Here is a 17,489-nt window from a genome sequence, read left to right as displayed (position 1 = left end):
CAACCGGCGAGGCCGGGCAAATTCGCAATTCCCCTGCGTCGCGCGCCTGGACGGGTGTATGTTCCTGCCCATCGCCGCCGCCGAGGGCGGCCTGCTGCGCAGCCGGTTGAGACCGCGGTCTTCACCGGCAAGGCCCGAGTACGCCGCCCGCACAATCACGGGGCGGGTACCCGGATTCCGCCTGCAGGCCACCGAAGCGACGCCGGGTCAGCCCAGCGACGGACCGCGGTCCTCACCAGGGCGGGCACGGGTGCGTTGCGCTCGATGGCGCTCTGCTCGCGTACGCCGATCACCGGCCGCGAGCTCACCTCGCGCCGGCCCATCCGATTGAGGCCATGTGAGCACCATCGAAACACCCGACGACCTCCCCGACATCCAGGTCATCGACATCCGCTCCGGCGACCGCTCCACGCCGTTCGAGCACCGCGTCGTACCGGTCAGCCAGACCGCCAAGGCGATCAAGGCCCTCGAAAAGGACCGGCCCGGCGTCCAGCTCACCGACGACGCCATTCACAGGATCGCGTACAGTGCGGTCGAGCCGGACCTCCTCGCCGATCTCCGCCCGGAGCTCCGCCGCGTCGAGACCGGCTGGCTGACCGTCATCAACTACCGCGCGTACACCCTGATGCTGTCCCCCGCGGTCGAGAACGACCGGCTCCTCGACGAGGTCCACTACGCGGCCGACCCGAACACCGTGGCCCGACAGCAGGTCCTGTCCATGCCCACCGCGCACGAGACCGACGCCGCCCTCATCTACACCGATCCCATGGACGCCCTCCTCGACTCTGTCGACCGGGCGTCCAAGAAGGTGAGGGACCAGAACAAGCAGGAAGTCGGCCGGCGCATCGTGGAGCGCCCCCTGACGGCCGTCCCCGTCGTCTTCCTCAATCCCGGGCGCCACCCCGCCGGAGACCTGGGTCTTGTCGACGGCAATAGCCGCTGGGGGTCCTGCACCGCCTGCATCCCGGCCCCGACCGGCCTGATCGGCCCGGCCAAGGACAAGGAGCGCTCCGTGCTGCTCCCGTCGTACCTCATGAGCCTCCCCCTCATCGACCGGCGCAACTTCGTCCGGGAAGTCATCAAGAAGGCATACCGCGACATCAAGGCCGCCACCGGCACGAGCAAGGCCGCCCGCGCTAAGCGCGACCAGGCCGCCGCGCTCCTCAACGCCATGACCGTCCCTGTGGAGGTCGTCATCGGCTACACCGATGACGACCCGAGCATGGGTATGCAGCGCTTCCCTGCAGCGGTGCGCTCGCTGCTGATGCGCATGAACGTCGGGGTGAAGGAGTTCGCGGACGCCTCGAAGAACGGCATCACCGCCGAGGAGACCGTCACCGCCCTGTTCGACGCCGGCGAGCTCGGCGACAACGCCCAGGCCGTCAAGGACGTCCTCCTCGGCCGCGTCGACATCACAGACCCCATGAAAACCCTCGGCCTCAGCGCCCTTCGCGACCTCCGGTTCGCATTCATTGCCCAGCAGCTCACCCGCAAGGAGCCCAGGCTGAACGCGATCACGGCCGCCAAGCTCGACAAGCGCAGCCTTCAGCTCGCTGGCCGAAGCGGCCTGGTCACCGAGCTCGGCCTGCGCTCGTACTCCACCTCCCTCGGAGAGGGCATCAGGCCCGTGCGCACCGCGCTGGAGAGCGGCTGCCTGTGGAAGGACCTCGTCGACCACGAGTGGGCCGTCGAGAACGTCGACAACGACCAGGCCGTGGACGACCTCCTCCAGCGCGCAGACAACCGCGACATCTCCGCCAAGTTGCTCCTCGGTGTGCTCGCCATGGTCACCCTCGTCACCAGCGGGAACCTCCTCGCCCCCGGCGGTACCGCCGAGCAGATCGTCAATCACACGGTCATGCGCGCTGGCGTCGGCGCGGTCGTCAAGGCTGTCCTCGAAAGGGAGGAAGGACCGAAGGTCCTCGCCGACGCGATCAAGCGAATCCGGAGCGGTGAGCGCCCGCGCTGGTGGGCCGACGGATGTCTGGTCGAGCACGACGACTGGAAGGGCAGCGATTTCAACGCCCACCTGCGTCTCGCCGCCCTCCACGGGTTCAACCCCGAGAGCGGGAGGAGCGGGCTCTCCAGCACCGCTCGCGAGGAGAAGGCCCTCACGGCGTTCCAGGTGTCCCTCACCGAGGCCGCCCACAGCCTCGATGACCTGATCAAGCTGCGCAAGAAGAACGGCACCAGCGACCAGCTTTCCTGGGAGACCGTCGAAGCCTCCGTCAAGCAGATCCGTCGCATGGACAGGGTTCTCATCCGCATCTCCGAGGAGGAGCCGCTCGGATGACCGACACCGTCTGGACCGGCGTTGTCGCCATCACCGACACCCGGTACGCCATGCTCGCCCAGCTCGCTGGCCAGTGGCTCCTCGAGGAACGGCCTGAGCCGATCCGCATTGGCGAGGATTCCGGGTACGAAGACAAGGCCATTTACGTCGTGGTCAACCGGGAGGGCCTCGCCTGCTACTGCGGAAGGACCGCTCCGACCCGGATGCTGCCCCGGGGAGCCGCCGCGATCAGGCTCCACCAGCACGTCAGCCACACCAGGTCGAAGAAAGAGGAGTGGGCCGAGTACTGGGTGATCCCGCTGAGCAGCGCCACCCCCGACCACGTCGTCTCCGACCTGGAGAGAACCGTGGCCGCCCGCCTCGGCATCCCCCTCGTGCACCGGGCGCGCATCCCACGCTGGCGCACCTGAGCTCCGGCCGACGCCCGAAGCACACCGGGGCCCCGCACCTTCCCCGTGCGGGGCCCACGCGCTGCGCCAGGTGGAGCCGGACTCGTGACGCGGCTGCTCCCTGGGGCGCCACGCGCCCGGCGGGTGCCAGCTTCGGTCAGTCCGACCTGGCGGAGCTGGACGAGACGTGCTGGTCGCGACACTCTCCGAGCTGCCGCACCTGCGGGTGACCGAGCTGGGCCAGGTCGTGGACCTGTTCGCGGAGGTCGGCCTGGTGGCGAGCAAGTCGGCGGCGCGGCGCACGGTGAAGGAGGGCGACGTCTGCGTGAACAATGTGAAGGTGACGGTCGAGGGCGCCGTGATCAGCGCCGGCAAGCTGCTGCACGGGCGGTGGCCGGTGCAGCGGCGCGGCATGAGGAACCTGGCAGCGAGCCGTGGGCCCTCTCGTCTCGCCGAACTTGGCGAAGGTGCGAACGGCGTCTGTAGTGGTCAGGGCGAGCACCCGCCTCGGGCTACTGGCCAGCAACTACTGCCAGATGTTTGGGCCTTGCCCGTACCTTTGTCGGCATGACAGACCCTGACGGACCCTCCGAGGCTGCGCGTCGGAAAGGGATCGAAGTCGAACTGAAGCGGCTCGAAGAGAGCGCCATGTACAGCGGGCAGATGCAGTTCGAGCTGACCAAACAGTGGCGGAGCGTCAACCTCTTGCTCGGCATACCGGCAAGTGTTCTGGCCGCCATCTCCGGTGCTGCCGCGCTCGTCTCTACCGCGGGGCGGATTCCTGCCGGCATCCTCGCCCTCATCGCTTCTGGCTGCGGTGTGATCCTCACCACGATCAACGCCGCGCAGCGGATGAATCAGGCAGCAGCCGCAGGTAACGCCTACTTGGAGATCCAGACTGCGGCTCGTCAGGCCAGGGAGATCGACTTGCCTTACTCGTCCATAGAGGACGCACGTCAAGCCCTGGCTGAACTCACGGCGCGTCGGGATGAGCAGAACAAGACTGCCGAGCCGCCGAACACGCGGGCCTACAGGCGAGCTCAGCGCAACATCGACAGCGGTGGGCAGACCTACGCCGTCGACGAAACGACCACGACGACGGAACGGTAAAGAAGCAATGGCACTGACAGTCTCTCAGGGCTTTGACATCTTTCTGGAGCGACTGACGCCCCTCCAGAGCGAGCGAGACGCCAAAGCTCGGCACCGGCTCCGCGTCGAGACCTCGTTGAAGGGGTCCACCCGTTTCGGCGTGCAACGCTTCCGTGAGACTGGCTCGTTTACTCACGGAACCGGTGTCAGGAACCACTGCGACGTCGATCTCCTGGTCAGCATGAGCGGCACCCAGCCCACTTCTGACACTGCTCTGAACTGGGTAAAAGAAGCCCTGAAGGTCAGCTTTCCGGCGACCACTGTCGAGATTCGCCGTCCTACTGTCGTCGTCAGGTTCGCGGGCGGAGCGGAGCAGTGGGAAATTCTTCCGGGCTTCCGTACGTCCCTTCAGGGTGAGACACCGATCTATGACATACCCGGACCAGCCAGTGGGTGGATGAGCTCGGCCCCCACGGCGCACCTGGACTACGTCAACAGGATCAACCAGCAGGCGGGCATCCTCGGCGGCACAAAAAAGCTGGCCCGACTGGCCAAGGCTTGGAAGTACTACAACCGAGTGCCGGTCTCCTCCTTCTATTTGGAGATGCGCGCTGCTCAGTACATGTCGGTGCAGACGTACTTCAGTCCCGCCTTGGATCTCTGCCGCTACCTGGAGTGGCTCGACGAGATCGAACTGGCGGACATGAACGACCCAATGGGGAAGGCGAGCCGGTTCTCTGCATGCTCCAGCCCGGCAACACGAACAACCGCACTTTCCAACCTTCGCACAGCTGCGACACGTGCTAGGAAGGCCATCACTGCCGAGCAGACCGGGAACACGCAGCTGGCCTTCGACTTCCTGGACCTGCTGTTCGGATACCAGTTCCCCAAACGTTGACTTTCGGGGAAGCCTGCGCGCTGAACGTTCAGGGCCCATACGGCTCCGCTCCATAGGAAAGGTCGTGGTCGACCACTCGTCCCAGTGAACATGGCGAGTATGGCGAGCGCTGCACCCGGCACCCTGTCACCGTTGCACGGTGGGAGCGCTTCGGGCAGTTACCGGCGGTCTCCCCGCTACGGGGACCGGTTACGAGGTTGCGTTTGTTGATGAGGTAGGTGGTGAACACCTCTTAGATCTCCATGACGCGCCACTCGTGCCGTTCGAGAGCTGCCGCCCCGTGAGGTCGTTCCCGTCGTGGAAGGGGCAGCGTAACTATCCGGGGCTGTGGTGGTCGGCGACGGTGGGTCGGCACGTCGGTTACGAGTCCTGGCTCGAGCGCGATCACGCGATGCTGCTGGACTTCGACCCCCGAGTCACGGCGTTCGCATCGCAGCCGATGTGGCTGTTCTGGATGTCGGGAGGCCGTCGCCGGTCGCATGCTCCGGACTGGTTCGCGCGGCGGTCAGACGGCACCGGGCTGGTGGTGGACTGCCGTCCGTTGGACCGGGTCAAGCCGCAGGACGCCGAGGTGTTCGCGGCGACCGAGCGGGCCTGCCGGGAGATCGGGTGGGAGTTCCGCCTCGTCGGGGCCCCGCACGCGGTCCAGTTGGCGAACGTCCGCTGGTTGGCGGGCTACCGGCACCCACGGCACCGGGTGGCCGCTGTCGTCGACCGGCTGTTGGACGTCTTCGACCGCGAGACGCCTCTGCGGGTCGGTGCTGAACGGGTCGGCGATCCGATCGCGGTACTGCCGGTGTTGTTCCATTTGCTGTGGTCGGGTGGGCTGGTGGCGGATCTGTCGGTGGTGCTGGGCGAGTGTTCGCTGATCCGGCGGGCCGAGGCAGCGTGATGACGGCGATGGTGTCCAGGCCGGGAGTGCTCCGCATCGGCGACCGAGTGTTCTTTGAGGACAGTGAGCACACCGTGGTCGCCATCGAGGGCGTCGCCGTGCGCTTGCACGGCGACGACGGTCGGGACCAGGCCCTGCTGCTGCCCTACCTGATGGCCTCGGACGGGTTCGCACTCGTCGGGACGGCCGGTGCGGAGGCGGAGTTCGCGTCGGCGGGCGTGCTGGAGTCGTTGCCGCCGGGGGCGGTGGCCGAGGCGCGGTTTTGGGAACAGCATGTTGCCGAGGTGGAGTGCGGGCTGCCTGCGGACGCATCGCCGGGAACCCGTCCCAAGCCGGAATACGATCCGGCCTGCACGATTCTGGCAGAGCGGGAGAGGGCGAAGGCCGCCGAACTGGCTGCGCTGGGGCGGCCGGTGGGCCGACGCACCTTGCAGCGGATGCGGGCCCGCTACCGAGCCCAGGGGCTGCTGGGGCTGGTGGATCACCGGGCGATGCGGCCCTCGTCGCCGACCGGACGGGCCGACCAGAGGGTGATCGACGCGATCGTCCGCGCGATCGGCGAGGAGACCCACACATCCACCGGCACACGCTCGCGGCTGATGCGGCGGGTCGAACGGCTCCTGGAGGCCGAGCACGGTCCCGGAACGGTGGCGATGCCGTCCAGGGCGGCCTTCTACCGCCTGGTCGATCAGCTTTCCACGGGGCGGCACACCTTCAGCGCGGCCACCACCCGGCGGCAGAACGCCAACCGGCCCGCCGGCCCGTTCACCCCGACTACGGCCAGCCGGCCGGGTGAGCAGGTTCAGATCGACACCACGAAACTCGATCTGCTGGCCGTCCTGGGCGACGGCACGGTCCGCAGGCCGGAGTTGACGATCGCGGTCGACATCGCCACCCGGACGATCTGCGCGGCGGTGCTGCGTCCGGAGAGCACGAAGGCGGTGGACGCCGCCCTGCTGCTGGCGAAGATGCTGGTGCCCGAACCGATGCGCCCGGCCTGGCCGCAGGCGCTGGCCGCCTCCGCGTCCCGGCTTCCGCATGCCCGGCTGCTGGCGATCGACGCCCGGTTCGAGCACGCTGCGGCGAAGCCGGTGATCGTCCCGGAGACCATCGTCACCGACCACGGCACCGTCTACCTCTCGCAGACGTTCACCGCCGCCTGCCAGCGCCTGGGCATCTCCGTCCAGCTCGCACATCCCGGCACCCCGACCGACAAGGGCGTCGTCGAGCGCACGTTCTCCTCGATCAACACCCTGTTCTGCCAGCACGTCGCCAGCTACACCGGACGGGACGTGAGCCGGCGCGGTGTCGACCCGGCCCGCAGAGCGGCCTTCAGCCTGCCCGAACTGGACGACCTGCTCCAGGAATGGGTCATCCATTGGCAGATGCGCCCGCACGACGGACTGGTACACCCCTTCCTGCCCGGCCGGTCTCTGTCGCCCAACGACTCTTACGCGCTCCAAGTCGCCGCCAGCGGCTACCTGCCGATGCCGCTGGGGCCGTCGGACTACATCGAGCTGCTGCCGGTGACCTGGCGGGTGATCAACGACTACGGCATCCGCATCGCCCATCGCACCTACGACGCACCGGAGCTGGCCGCCTACCGCAGGCAGTCCTCCGGTGTCGCGGTCCAGCGCGGGAAGTGGGAGGTCCACTACGACCCGCACGACCTCAGCCACGTGTTCGTACGCAACCACCGCGATGGCGGCTGGATCACCGCCGAATGGACGCTGCTGCCGCTGGTCGCCCGCCCCTTCTCCGACGCGCTCTGGCGCCAGGCCCGTCGTCAGGTTGTCGAGCGCGGCCAGGACGGCGACGACCAGACCGCCGTCGCCAGGGCCCTGGACGCACTGCTGCGGCGGGCCGAACGCGAAGCGTCAGAACCACCTGGTGACGTTCCGCCGCCCCGGGCGGCGATTCCGCTGCGGTCTGCCGCGGAACCCGACGACGGCGAAGACCCAGAAGGGACCGCCCCGACAGAGCTGGCCAAGGTCATCCCGTTCGGTGTCTTTGACCCCTTCAGCGAGGAGGACTACCGGTGACCGACAGTATCCCGGCCGACCGTCAGTTTCCCCTGACCACGAAGGAAGGGTGGAGTCGCTTCGTCCAGCACGTCCCGGTCACCGCACCCCTGCTCGACCGCCCCGCGCTGCTGGCGCTGAGCGGCATCGAGCGCGAGCTCTACGACGAGGCCAGAGCCGAGCACCACACCCAGCTGTTCGTCGCGAAGACCCCGACCATAATGGAAGTGATCCGCACCGGCCGGGAGCTGACCCTCCTCAACCGCCGCCAGGTCTCCGCCCGCCGCGGCCTGATCGTCTCCGGCGAGGCCGGCACCGGCAAGACCACCGCGATCACCCAGCTCGGCAAGGCCCACGAACAGCACGTCCGCCGCCGACTGCCCGCCGACAGGGGGCCACGGCTGCCCGTCGCCTACGTGACCGTCCCCCCGGCCGCCACCCCGAAGATGCTCGCGATCGAATTCGCTCGGTTCCTCGGCATCCCCCTGTTGCGCCGCATGAACCAGACCGAGATCACCAACGCGGTCTGCGAGGTCTTGGCCGAACTGCGCTGCGAACTGGTCCTGGTCGACGAGATCCACAACATTTCGCTCACCACCAGATCCGGCGCCGAGGTCTCCGACCAGCTCAAATACCTCTCCGAGCGGATCGCGGCCACGTTTGTGTACACGGGAATCGACGTCGAGTCCGCCGGACTGTTCGCCGGCACCCGCGGGAAGCAGATCGCGGGCCGGTTCGTCAGTATCCACGCCGAAGCCTTCACCATCGCCACCCCCGCCCACCGGCAGGAATGGCTCGCCCTGCTGGCCACCATGGAACAGTCCCTACGGCTCCACCGGCACACCCCTGGCATGCTGGCCGCTCACGCGGACTTCCTCTACCAGCGGACCTCCGGCATGATCGGCAGCCTCGCGCACCTGATCCGGGCCGCAGCCTTGCGGGCGATGACCTCCGGCACCGAGAAAATTACCAAGCAGCTGCTGGCGGAGATCCCCCTGGACACCGCAGCCGAGACGAGCGCACCGCTAACCGCGCGCTCGCGCCGAGCCCGCACCGCACAGCGACGCGCCGGATGAGCCGTGTTCAGCACGCTCCTGAAGCCCTGAGCGTCGCCCGGAGTCTGTGCATCCCCGTCCGCCCCTGGGGAGGGGAGTCGCTGCCCTCCTATGTCGCCCGCCTCGCCCAGGCCAACCGCATCCCGCACACCGCCCTCTGGAGATCCATCGGAGTGCCCCACAGGGCCGGAGCAAGCAGCACCACTCTGCCCTGGGAAGCCACCCTCAACCAGCCTGCCGCCGCGCGACTCGCCGTTATGTCCGGGATTCCCGTCGAACGGTTGCGGAAGGCGCTGCCCGGACTGTCCTGGTCGATCCGCGAGGCATTGGCCCTGCCCACGGACGTTCCCACGTTCTGGATGCGCCAGGCACACTCACCCAACGCGGTCATCTGCCGCCAGTGCACCCTCCGCCGCGGCATCAGCACCCAGGTCCGAGCGCACCTGTCTCTGCCGGACATTGTGTGTCACCGCCACCACACCTGGCAGACACCCGAACCCAAGGACATCTCGGCGGTCCCGGAGATCGCCCGAGCGCAACGAAGACTTCGCAAGCTCCGCAAAACCCACGGCAGCCACATCATGGCCTGCTGCGTCCGCGACGCCCGCTGGATCATCAGCGGCTGGGCCAGCATCCCGAGCCGGGAACCCATGCTCGAAGAACTCTGGCAACACCGCCGGATCAAGCTGGGTCTGCCCCACTGGTTCCGCAGCTGGGACCTGACCACCCACATCATGGCCCACCCAGAAGTCGTGACCCTCGCCTGCGCACTCGTGCCGATCTACCTCGACCCCCTCTTCTTCAAGCGCCCCGGCATCCGGGAGTGGAAGTTCAAAAGGCATCTGCGGCTCCGCCTCGGTCTTGACCCTCGGCGCCAGCCCACGGGCGACCCCATCAACAAGTTCTTTCTCGCGGTTCAGACGGACCGGGCCCGCTGGCGGAACCCCAAAAGCGCCATGATCACTGAGACGGCGACACCGCGAACCTCTCAATGATCATGGCGAACCGCAGCTCAGAAGATGCCCCTCTCGCCACCCTCGCTGAGAAAGAACAGCAGGTCAGAACGGATTGTCAGTGGCATACCTCACGATGGGCACATACGGCACCTCGTGACAGAGCGTGTCGTCACGGAGACGACAGGAGGATCGTCATGGCCCACTCGTCCGCAGCCGCCGCCCGGCGGCGCCGCGCAGCCGGCCCTGCACCCTCACTGAACGGCCCGGCGAGCGACGTGCACCCCGTGCTCCGCCGGACGACCGCCCCGCCCGCCGCCCTCGACCTGCTCGCCCAGGCACGGGCCGGCCTGGAGGAGGCCACCGTCCTCGAGACGCCGAACGAGCGTTACGCGACCGCCCATCTGGCCGCCCTGCGCACGGCCGCCGCCGTGCTCGCCGCCCGGGGCCGGCCCGAGACCACCCCGCGGGCCCGGGCCCGCATCCGGAGCGCCTGGGAAGTCCTCCCCGAGATCGCGCCCGAGCTCGCCGACTGGAGCGCGCTGTTCGCCTCGGGTGCCGGACGCCGGGCGCGGGCCGAGGCGGGCATCCGGGGGGCGGCGGGCAGCCGGGACGCCGACGACCTGATACGCGACGCGGCGATGTTCCTGCGCCTGGTGGAGCGGATGCTGGCCCTCCAGCCGGTACTGCCCCAGCCCCGCCCCGACACGGACGGCCCCGCTCCGGGCGCCCCCGGCCCGGACGCTCCGGGTCCCGGCGGTCCCGGCGGTCCCGGCGGTCCCGGCACGGGCCGGGCGGGGGACGGCCGACCGGACCGTCCGGGGGGCGGACCGGCGGGGGACGGGCCGGTGGGCAGGCAGCTCCCCGACGCCGGCTGAGCGAGGTCTGCCGCCCTGGCCCGCCCCGCCCCGCGCTCACCGCCGGCGGTGCGGCGCCTCGCCGCCCGGGGGCACCCTCCGGGCGGCGTGTCCGCGGGTGACCACGAGGTCGGAGGCGGTACGGGTGACCGGCTGTCCCACCGGAGGCAATAGGGTGGGAGAAGCCTGAAGCCTGCCCCGTTCCCGCTCCCGGGCCGGGGCGGCAGCCCGTTCGCTCCGCCCGTGCCCGAGGCGGTGCCGCGCCGAGGAGTCAACTGCCGTGTCGGACCCGATGCGCCCGCCCGTCTCCCCCCACCGCCCTCACACGGCGTCGCCGCGCTCCGAGCCCTCCCGTTCCCGCGCCGCCCTGAGGACCGCGGTGGTCTGGGACGTCCTCCAGGAGGCCCTCGACCGCAGGGTCAAGGCCACGGGCCGCCAGTCGCTGGACGTCCTGGACACCGGTGGCGGCAGCGGCAACTTCGCGGTGCCCGCGGCCCGCCTCGGCCACCGCGTCACCGTCGTCGACCCGAGCCCGAACGCCCTGTTCGCGCTGGAACGCCGCGCCGCCGAGGCCGACGTCGCCGACCGCGTGCGCGGCGTCCAGGGAGACGCCCGCGGCCTCTTCGACGTGGTCGAGCGCGGCGGCTACGACGTCGTGCTCTGCCACGGCGTCCTGGAGTACGTGGACGACCCCGCCGAAGGCGTCCGCAACGTGGTCGCGGCCCTGCGCCCCGAGGGCGTCCTCAGCCTGCTCGCCGCGGGCCTCGGCGGTGCCGTGCTCGCCCGTGCCCTCGCGGGGCACTTCACGGAGGCCCGGCACGCCCTCGACGACCCGGACGGCCGCTGGGGCGACGGCGACCCCGTGCCGCGCCGGTTCACCGCCGACCAGCTCACCGGTCTGGTCGAGTCCGCCGGCCTCCGGGTGGGTGCCGTGCACGGCGTCAGGGTCTTCGCCGACCTGGTGCCCGGAGTGCTGGTGGACACCGAGCCCGGTGCCATGGACGCGCTGCTGAAGCTGGAGGCCGCGGCGGCCGAACTCGCCGCGTTCCACTCCGTGGCCACACAGCTCCACGTGCTCGGAGAGACGCGAGGGGCCCAAGAGGAGTGAGTCACCCGGTGGGGTACGGCCCTGATCAGGGGCGCGACTGCAGATGGAGTACGCCACAGGCCCCCCGAACGGGGGCCAGTCGCCGTATGATCGAGGGAGACCGCCCGGCATGACGGGTCGGCCGCTGGGGAATGGAGACTTCAGCGAGCCGGCACGGCCATGACGGAGTCCGGTTGGCCAATTGGCGTAGAGGGGCGGGTTTCACGGGGGCGATTCCCTGCCTATCCTGAAGGGACCCCCCCGGGTCGCCCCGGCGACTGCACGATGAGGAGGACTCCGTGCCGCTCTCGGAGCACGAGCAGCGCATGCTCGAGCAGATGGAGCGAGCGCTGTACGCCGAAGATCCCAAGTTCGCGACAGCGCTCGAGGGAAGCGGGCTGCGTACGTACACCCGGCGACGGGTCTACCAGGCGGTCGCGGGCTTCCTCGTAGGTATTGCGCTCCTCATGGCCGGTATGGTCGCCCAGCAGGTCTGGCTCAGTGTGGTGGGCTTCCTGGTCATGCTGGGCTGCGCGGTCCTCGCCGTGACCGGCTGGCGCAAGGCCCCGAAGCCGGGCGAGCAGCCCGCGGCAGCCGCCGGGCCACAGGCGCGCCGCCAGGGAAAGCAGAAACGCTCCATGATGGATCGCATCGACGAGCGTTGGCAGCGGCGCCGGGACGAGCAACAGGGCGGCCAGTAGCCACGGGCAACCGTTCATCAGGACATCCGTGTGAGGGGTGACCACCGACCGGTGGTCACCCCTCACACGTACACCTGCGGGTCGGCGCCCGACCCTGCGCCAGGAGCGGCGCTCGCCTCGGGCCAGGCCGGGGCATCCGCGTCCGGCCAGAGATGCCAGCTCCCCCGTACGGGGGCATGGACCGGCACTTTCCTGGGGTCCCCGCAGCGCTGATCCCTGCTTCCCGCCGCGCGGAGCCCGGCAGTCCGGTGAGCCGGGCACCCGGCGGCCCGGACCGGAACCTTCGCTCCGGCCCGGGCTCCTCACCGGCTCAGCTCTGCTGCCCCGAGGCCTTCCGCAACGTCGGCCGGGCCGCCACGACCCGCCGCTTCGCGGCCGCCCACCGGGCGGACACCGCCCAGGCCACCCGTACGGTCGAACGCGGGGCGAACCGTGCGCGCAGCCGCGTGCCGCGCCCGACCCCGGCCCGCAGACCGGCGCTCGCCAGGTGGACGTCCTCCGTGAGGCCCGCGGTCGGACGCGGCCGGGGAGCGTAGAGGACCTGTTCCACGGCGTCCGCCACCCGGTGCACCGCCGCCGCGGCCCCGGCGTCGAGATGCCCGAGCCGCACGATCCGCGCCGCCGCCTTGCGCGGGGTCTGCGATTCCTCGGGCGGGATCCCGAGGTCCCACGCCGTGTCGGTCAGCTCCTGCCAGACCGCCAGGGTGTGCGGTCCCGCGTCCGCCTCGGTGCGGCCGTGCGCGCCCAGCCGCACCGACCGGGTGCGCAGCCGCCAGAGCATGGGGACGAGCGGGACCAGCAGTACCGCCAGACCGCCGAGGGCCCAGGCGAGGACCGCGTACCACTTCGTTCCGCTCCCGCCCGTCACCGGTGCGGCGGCGGCGGACTCGCTCGCGCAGCCCTCCACCTTCTTCAACTCGGCCGTGCAGCTCTCGCTCGCCGAAGGGGCGACCGACGGCTCCGCCTGCGGGTTCCGGGACGGCAGGGCGGGGTCGGGCACCGAGCTGCCCGGCGTGTCCGTCACGGTGTACGACGGCGTCGAGCCACGGGTCGGCGTCGGCTCGAAGCGGGTCCAGCCCACGCCCTCGAAGTACACCTCCGGCCAGGCGTGCGCGTCCCGCAGCCCCACCGACACCGAGCCGTCCGCCTGCGGGGAACCCGGGGCGAAGCCGACCGCCACCCTGGCCGGGATGTCCAGGGAGCGGGCCATCGCCGCCATGGCGAAGGAGAAGTGGACGCAGAAGCCCTCCTTGTCCTTCAGGAAGCGGGCGATCGCCTGCGAGCCGCTGCCGACCTTGACCTGGGTGTCGTACTCGAAGCCGCCGTTGACCGCGAAGTACTCCTGGAGCCTGACCGCCTGCTCGTAGGGGTTCGCCGCGCCGGCGGTGACGTCGCGGGCGGTCTGGGAGACCACCTCGGGCAGCGAGTCCGGCAGCTCGGTGTACTCCCGCTTCAGGGCCGGCGACGGCGGCGGTGCCGCGGCGAGCTGTTCCGCCGTCGGCTGCACGTCGAGGCTCCGCACCTCGTACGTGAGCCCGCGCGTGTTCTGGCCGTGATCGCCGACCAGGGTCATGCCCACGGGTTCGTAACGCCAGCTGCCCGGGACGCGGACGCCGCTCGGCGGGTACGGCATCGGCAGCCAGTCCTGGGCGTACCAGTCGGCGGCCGAGATCGTCGTCCGGGTCTCCGCCCGCTCGGTGTCCGGGCCGAGGCCCACGGGGGTGGGGAACGTGCCGTCCGGCACGGCCGTGATGTGCCGCTTGGACGGCTTCCAGGTGGTGCCGTCGAAGTCGTCCAGGGACACGATGCGCAGGTACAGGTTCGATAGGTCGCCCGAGTCGGTCTCGAGGGAGAGGACCTGCCGGTTCTCGTTGACGTTGAGGCTGTCGCGCAGGGAGACGAGGGGGTTCACGGCGGAGATCGTGCCGCCGTCCCCGGCGCCGGAGCCGACGCCCGTGGTGGAGCTGTCCAGCAGTCCGCCGTTCATCGCGGGCAGGGCGAGCGGCGCGACCAGCGCGACGCCCAGCGCGAACGCGCCGATGCGCCGCCCGGTGCGGACCGGGGCGACGGCGCCGCCCTGCTCGCCGCCCGGGCCGCGTGGAGTACCGCCGAAGACCCGGCCCCACTGGGAGAGCCGGTCGCGGCCCTCGGCGAGGAGCAGCATCAGATAGCCGGCCGCGGCGACCAGGAACCACAGCCAGTCGGTGCCGCCCTCGGACAGCCCCGCGGCCACCGAGTAGAGCGCGAGCAGCGGCAGCCCGGCCGGTGCGGCGCTGCGGAAGGTCACCGCCAGGGTGTCCACCAGCAGGCCGATCACGAGGACGCCGCCGACCAGCATCAGCCGGATGCCGTCGGACTCCAGCGGAGCCGGGATCGCGTACCGGGCGATGTCATCGCCGCCCTGTTGCAGCAGGTCGGCGAAGCGCTGGAAGGCCTGTGGACCGGGGATCAGCCCGGCGAGCGCCTGCTGCCGGGCGAAGACCAGGGTCAGGAGCACCAACGTGACCAGGGCCTGCACAGCGATGGTCAGCGCCCGGGCCAGCGGCACCCGGCGGGCGGCCGCGCCCACCCCGGACTGCACCGCCAGCAGGAACGCGGCCTGCAGGATCCAGGTGGCCGGGTCGACCAGGGGCAACAACGCGCACGCCGTCATCAGTGTGGCCGCCCACGCACACAGCGCCACCCGCGCCCGCCCGCTCATCGCGCCCCCTTCCCGCCGCTCGCCGTCGCCAGTCCGGTGCGCTCGCGGTCCGCCAGGCGCCACAGCTCCTCCAAGGAGGCGCCCCGGGGGACGTTCACGACGGTCCAGCCGGCCTCGCGGAGCATCCGCAGCCGTTCCTCGCTCCTGTCCAACGGGCCGGGTGCGCCGACCGGTTCCCCGGCCCAGATCTCGGCGTCCAGGACGAAGGCGACCGCTCCGCCGCTGCGCTGCCGCATCTTGGCGGCCACCGTCGCCTGCTCCTCGTCCAGGTCGCCGAAGAAGGCCACCAGCAGCCCCTCGTTCCCGCCGCGCAGCACGTCGTACGCCCGGGACAGACCCGTGCCGTCGGAGTGGTCGATCACTGCGAGGGTGTCCATCATCAGTCCGGCCGCGTCGGCCGTGCCCTGGCTCGCGCCCGCGAAACCGTCGGCGCCCTCGCCCGGCACCGACTTGCCGGTGTCCGTGAGCAACCGGACGGAGAAGCCCCGCTCCAGCATGTGCACCAGCACCGACGCCGCGCCCGACACCGCCCACTCGAAGGCCGAGTCCGGGCCCGCGCCCTCGAAGGCCCCGCCCCGGGTGTCCAGCAGCACCGTGCAGCGGGCGCGCTGCGGCTGCTCCTCGCGGCGCACCATCAGCTCGCCGTACCGCGCGGTGGAGCGCCAGTGCACGCGGCGCAGGTCGTCGCCGTAGCGGTAACCGCGCGGGATCACGTCGTCGTCGCCCGCCAGCGCGAGCGACCGCTGCCGCCCCTCGCCGTACCCCTTCGCCTCCCCGCTCAGCCGCACCGGAGGCAGCGCCTCCACGCGTGGCGTCACGGTCAGGGTGTCGTACGTCGAGAAGGAGCGGGTGAGTTCGCACAAGCCGAACGGGTCGGTCAGGCGCAGTTGCAGCGGGCCCAGCGGATAGCGACCGCGCAGGTCCGAGCGGACTCGGTAGGACACCTCTCGCCGGCCCCCCGGCTCCACCCGGTCGAGCACGAAACGAGGCCGCGGCCCGAGCACGTAGGGCACCCGGTCCTGGAGCATCAGCAGACCGGTGGGCAGCCGCGAGACGTTCTCGACACGCAGGTGGACCCGGGCCTCGCTGCCCGCGGGCACCCGCCCGGGGGAGAGCCGGCGGCTGCCCGCCACCCGGTAACGCGTGCGGTAGAGCACGGTCGCGCAGACCAGGGGCAGCACCCCCAGCAGCAGTCCGACGCGGAGCAGATCGCTCTGCCCGAGGACGTACGCGCAGACCGCGGCGGCGATGCCGGCGGCCAGGAAGGAACGCCCGCGGGTGGTCAGACCGGTCAAGGCGGTGCGGATGCCGCCCCGGTCGTCCTCCGACCGGTCCGTCCCCCCAGTGTCCATCACAGCCTCCGCGGCGGGTGCTGACCGTACGCCTGCGTGCCGTGGCCCATGCCGTAGGCCGTCTGTTGCTGGGGTGCCGCGGGCACCGGGGTGCGCTGCAGGATCTCCTGCACGACCTGTTCGGCGGTGCGACGGCCCAGCTGTGCCTGGGCGGTGGGCAGCAGGCGGTGGGCCAGGACGGCGACCGCGAGGGCCTGCACGTCGTCCGGCAGCGCGTACTCCCGGCCGCTCAGGGCGGCGGACGCCTTCGCCGCGCGCAGCAGATGCAGCGTGGCGCGCGGCGAGGCGCCGAGTCTGAGGTCCGGGTGGGTGCGGGTGGCGGCGACCAGGTCGACGGCGTACCGCCGGACCGGGTCCGCGACGTGCACGCCCCGGACCGCTTCGATCAGCTTGAGGATCTCGTCGGCGTGTGCCACCGGCTGGAGGTCGTCCAGCGGGTTCACCCCGCCGTGCACGTCGAGCATCTGCAGCTCGGCCTCCGGGCTCGGATAGCCGATGGAGACCCGGGCCATGAAGCGGTCGCGCTGGGCCTCCGGCAGCGGGTAGGTGCCCTCCATCTCGACCGGGTTCTGCGTCGCCACCACCATGAAGGGGCTGGGCAGCTCGTAGGTCTGCCCGTCGATGGTGACCTGGCGCTCCTCCATCGACTCCAGCAGCGCCGACTGCGTCTTCGGCGAGGCGCGGTTGATCTCGTCGCCGATCACCACCTGCGCGAAGATCGCGCCCGGCTTGAACTCGAAGTCCCGGCGCTGCTGGTCCCAGATGGACACCCCGGTGATGTCCGAGGGCAGCAGGTCCGGCGTGAACTGGATCCGGCGCACGGAACAGTCGATGGACCGCGCCAGCGCCTTGGCCAGCATGGTCTTGCCGACTCCGGGGACGTCCTCGATCAGCAGGTGTCCCTCGGCGAGCAGCACGGTCAGTGAGAGCCGTACGACCTCGGGCTTGCCCTCGATCACGTCCTCCACCGAACCGCGCACGCGCTCGACCACAGCGGTCAGATCAGTGAGGCTCGCTCGATCGTCATAGGTCGTCACCCGGCCCTCCTCGGCCTTTCCCCGCGCTTCCCGGGAAGCGGGGGTACCCCAACTTGCCGGGCCGGCCCCTACCGCCGGACCGGCCCACCCCGAATCACGGACGCCGCCCGGAAAAAGTTCCGCACGGCACCACTTCCCGCATTCTTGCTGCCGTTACCGATTCG

Annotated in this window: 14 protein-coding genes and 1 pseudogene; 12 read left to right on the top strand and 3 right to left on the bottom strand. The window is 70.7% G+C overall.

All coding sequences use genetic code 11. The features are described from left to right. The first annotated feature begins 337 nt into the window (after positions 1–337). The 12 genes and pseudogenes from ACLIN4_RS09565 to ACLIN4_RS09510 all read left to right on the top strand — a co-directional run bounded on the left by ACLIN4_RS09565 (position 338) and on the right by ACLIN4_RS09510 (position 12,235). A complete protein-coding gene (locus tag ACLIN4_RS09565) occupies positions 338–2,293 on the top strand; it encodes a hypothetical protein (RefSeq protein ID WP_411575668.1) in 1,956 nt (651 codons plus the stop codon). Further along, positions 2,290–2,703 (top strand): hypothetical protein, encoded by a 414-nt coding sequence (locus ACLIN4_RS09560; protein WP_411575667.1) that lies wholly within the window; start codon positions 2,290–2,292, stop codon positions 2,701–2,703. Before ACLIN4_RS09565 ends, ACLIN4_RS09560 begins: the two co-directional genes overlap by 4 nt. A 125-nt stretch (positions 2,704–2,828) precedes the next feature. Beyond that, positions 2,829–3,112, top strand: a pseudogene (locus ACLIN4_RS09555) (S4 domain-containing protein); the annotation flags it as partial. Between the two features lie 137 nt (positions 3,113–3,249). Then, on the top strand, positions 3,250–3,792 hold the full coding sequence (locus ACLIN4_RS09550) for an SLATT domain-containing protein (protein WP_411575666.1): 543 nt from the start codon (positions 3,250–3,252) through the stop codon (positions 3,790–3,792). 7 nt (positions 3,793–3,799) lie between these two features. After that, positions 3,800–4,669 carry an SMODS domain-containing nucleotidyltransferase gene (locus tag ACLIN4_RS09545; protein ID WP_411575665.1) on the top strand — a complete coding sequence of 290 codons (870 nt, stop codon included), beginning with the start codon at positions 3,800–3,802 and terminating at the stop codon, positions 4,667–4,669. A 256-nt stretch (positions 4,670–4,925) separates the two neighbouring features. Beyond that, on the top strand, positions 4,926–5,561 hold the full coding sequence (locus ACLIN4_RS09540) for a TnsA-like heteromeric transposase endonuclease subunit (protein ID WP_411575664.1): 636 nt from the start codon (positions 4,926–4,928) through the stop codon (positions 5,559–5,561). An 8-nt stretch (positions 5,562–5,569) separates the two neighbouring features. After that, positions 5,570–7,603, top strand: coding sequence for a Mu transposase C-terminal domain-containing protein (locus tag ACLIN4_RS09535; protein WP_411575663.1), 2,034 nt, complete (start codon positions 5,570–5,572; stop codon positions 7,601–7,603). After that, a complete protein-coding gene (locus ACLIN4_RS09530) occupies positions 7,600–8,658 on the top strand; it encodes a TniB family NTP-binding protein (protein ID WP_411575662.1) in 1,059 nt (352 codons plus the stop codon). The genes ACLIN4_RS09535 and ACLIN4_RS09530 overlap by 4 nt, the downstream gene beginning before the upstream one ends. Continuing rightward, on the top strand, positions 8,655–9,632 hold the full coding sequence (locus ACLIN4_RS09525) for a TniQ family protein (protein ID WP_411575661.1): 978 nt from the start codon (positions 8,655–8,657) through the stop codon (positions 9,630–9,632). Before ACLIN4_RS09530 ends, ACLIN4_RS09525 begins: the two co-directional genes overlap by 4 nt. A gap of 155 nt (positions 9,633–9,787) precedes the next feature. After that, on the top strand, positions 9,788–10,468 hold the full coding sequence (locus tag ACLIN4_RS09520; RefSeq protein WP_307652942.1) for an SAV_6107 family HEPN domain-containing protein: 681 nt from the start codon (positions 9,788–9,790) through the stop codon (positions 10,466–10,468). A 259-nt stretch (positions 10,469–10,727) separates the two neighbouring features. Next, positions 10,728–11,555 (top strand): methyltransferase, encoded by an 828-nt coding sequence (locus tag ACLIN4_RS09515; RefSeq protein WP_179350157.1) that lies wholly within the window; start codon positions 10,728–10,730, stop codon positions 11,553–11,555. A 278-nt stretch (positions 11,556–11,833) separates the two neighbouring features. Continuing rightward, positions 11,834–12,235 carry a spore wall synthesis complex protein gene (locus ACLIN4_RS09510; protein ID WP_100044163.1) on the top strand — a complete coding sequence of 134 codons (402 nt, stop codon included), beginning with the start codon at positions 11,834–11,836 and terminating at the stop codon, positions 12,233–12,235. A 310-nt stretch (positions 12,236–12,545) separates the two neighbouring features. On the opposite strand, the gene ACLIN4_RS09505 is transcribed toward ACLIN4_RS09510, so the two are convergent. From ACLIN4_RS09505 to ACLIN4_RS09495, 3 genes are read right to left on the bottom strand one after another with little or no spacing between them, the layout of a single operon-like run. Then, positions 12,546–14,936: a transglutaminase TgpA family protein gene (locus tag ACLIN4_RS09505; RefSeq protein ID WP_411575660.1), complete on the bottom strand. Its 2,391-nt coding sequence runs from the start codon at positions 14,934–14,936 to the stop codon at positions 12,546–12,548. Then, positions 14,933–16,288: a DUF58 domain-containing protein gene (locus ACLIN4_RS09500; RefSeq protein ID WP_411575659.1), complete on the bottom strand. Its 1,356-nt coding sequence runs from the start codon at positions 16,286–16,288 to the stop codon at positions 14,933–14,935. The genes ACLIN4_RS09505 and ACLIN4_RS09500 overlap by 4 nt, the downstream gene beginning before the upstream one ends. Further along, on the bottom strand, positions 16,288–17,325 hold the full coding sequence (locus tag ACLIN4_RS09495) for an AAA family ATPase (RefSeq protein ID WP_100044160.1): 1,038 nt from the start codon (positions 17,323–17,325) through the stop codon (positions 16,288–16,290). The genes ACLIN4_RS09500 and ACLIN4_RS09495 overlap by 1 nt, the downstream gene beginning before the upstream one ends. Positions 17,326–17,489: the final 164 nt, after the last annotated feature.

Source organism: Streptomyces mutabilis (genome assembly GCF_046628145.1).
In the GTDB taxonomy this organism is placed as follows: Bacteria; Actinomycetota; Actinomycetes; order Streptomycetales; family Streptomycetaceae; genus Streptomyces; species Streptomyces mutabilis.
The sequence above is the reverse complement of the archived record's forward strand: the minus strand, read 5'-3'. Positions and strand labels throughout refer to the sequence as shown.

Coding starts and splice junctions, on each gene's coding strand:
- ACLIN4_RS09560 (WP_411575667.1), top strand. CDS start 2,290: ATGACCGACACCGTCTGGACCGGCGTTGTCGCCATCACCGACACCCGG.
- ACLIN4_RS09550 (WP_411575666.1), top strand. CDS start 3,250: ATGACAGACCCTGACGGACCCTCCGAGGCTGCGCGTCGGAAAGGGATC.
- ACLIN4_RS09545 (WP_411575665.1), top strand. CDS start 3,800: ATGGCACTGACAGTCTCTCAGGGCTTTGACATCTTTCTGGAGCGACTG.
- ACLIN4_RS09535 (WP_411575663.1), top strand. CDS start 5,570: ATGGTGTCCAGGCCGGGAGTGCTCCGCATCGGCGACCGAGTGTTCTTT.
- ACLIN4_RS09525 (WP_411575661.1), top strand. CDS start 8,655: ATGAGCCGTGTTCAGCACGCTCCTGAAGCCCTGAGCGTCGCCCGGAGT.
- ACLIN4_RS09520 (WP_307652942.1), top strand. CDS start 9,788: ATGGCCCACTCGTCCGCAGCCGCCGCCCGGCGGCGCCGCGCAGCCGGC.
- ACLIN4_RS09505 (WP_411575660.1), bottom strand. CDS start 14,936: ATGAGCGGGCGGGCGCGGGTGGCGCTGTGTGCGTGGGCGGCCACACTG.
- ACLIN4_RS09500 (WP_411575659.1), bottom strand. CDS start 16,288: ATGGACACTGGGGGGACGGACCGGTCGGAGGACGACCGGGGCGGCATC.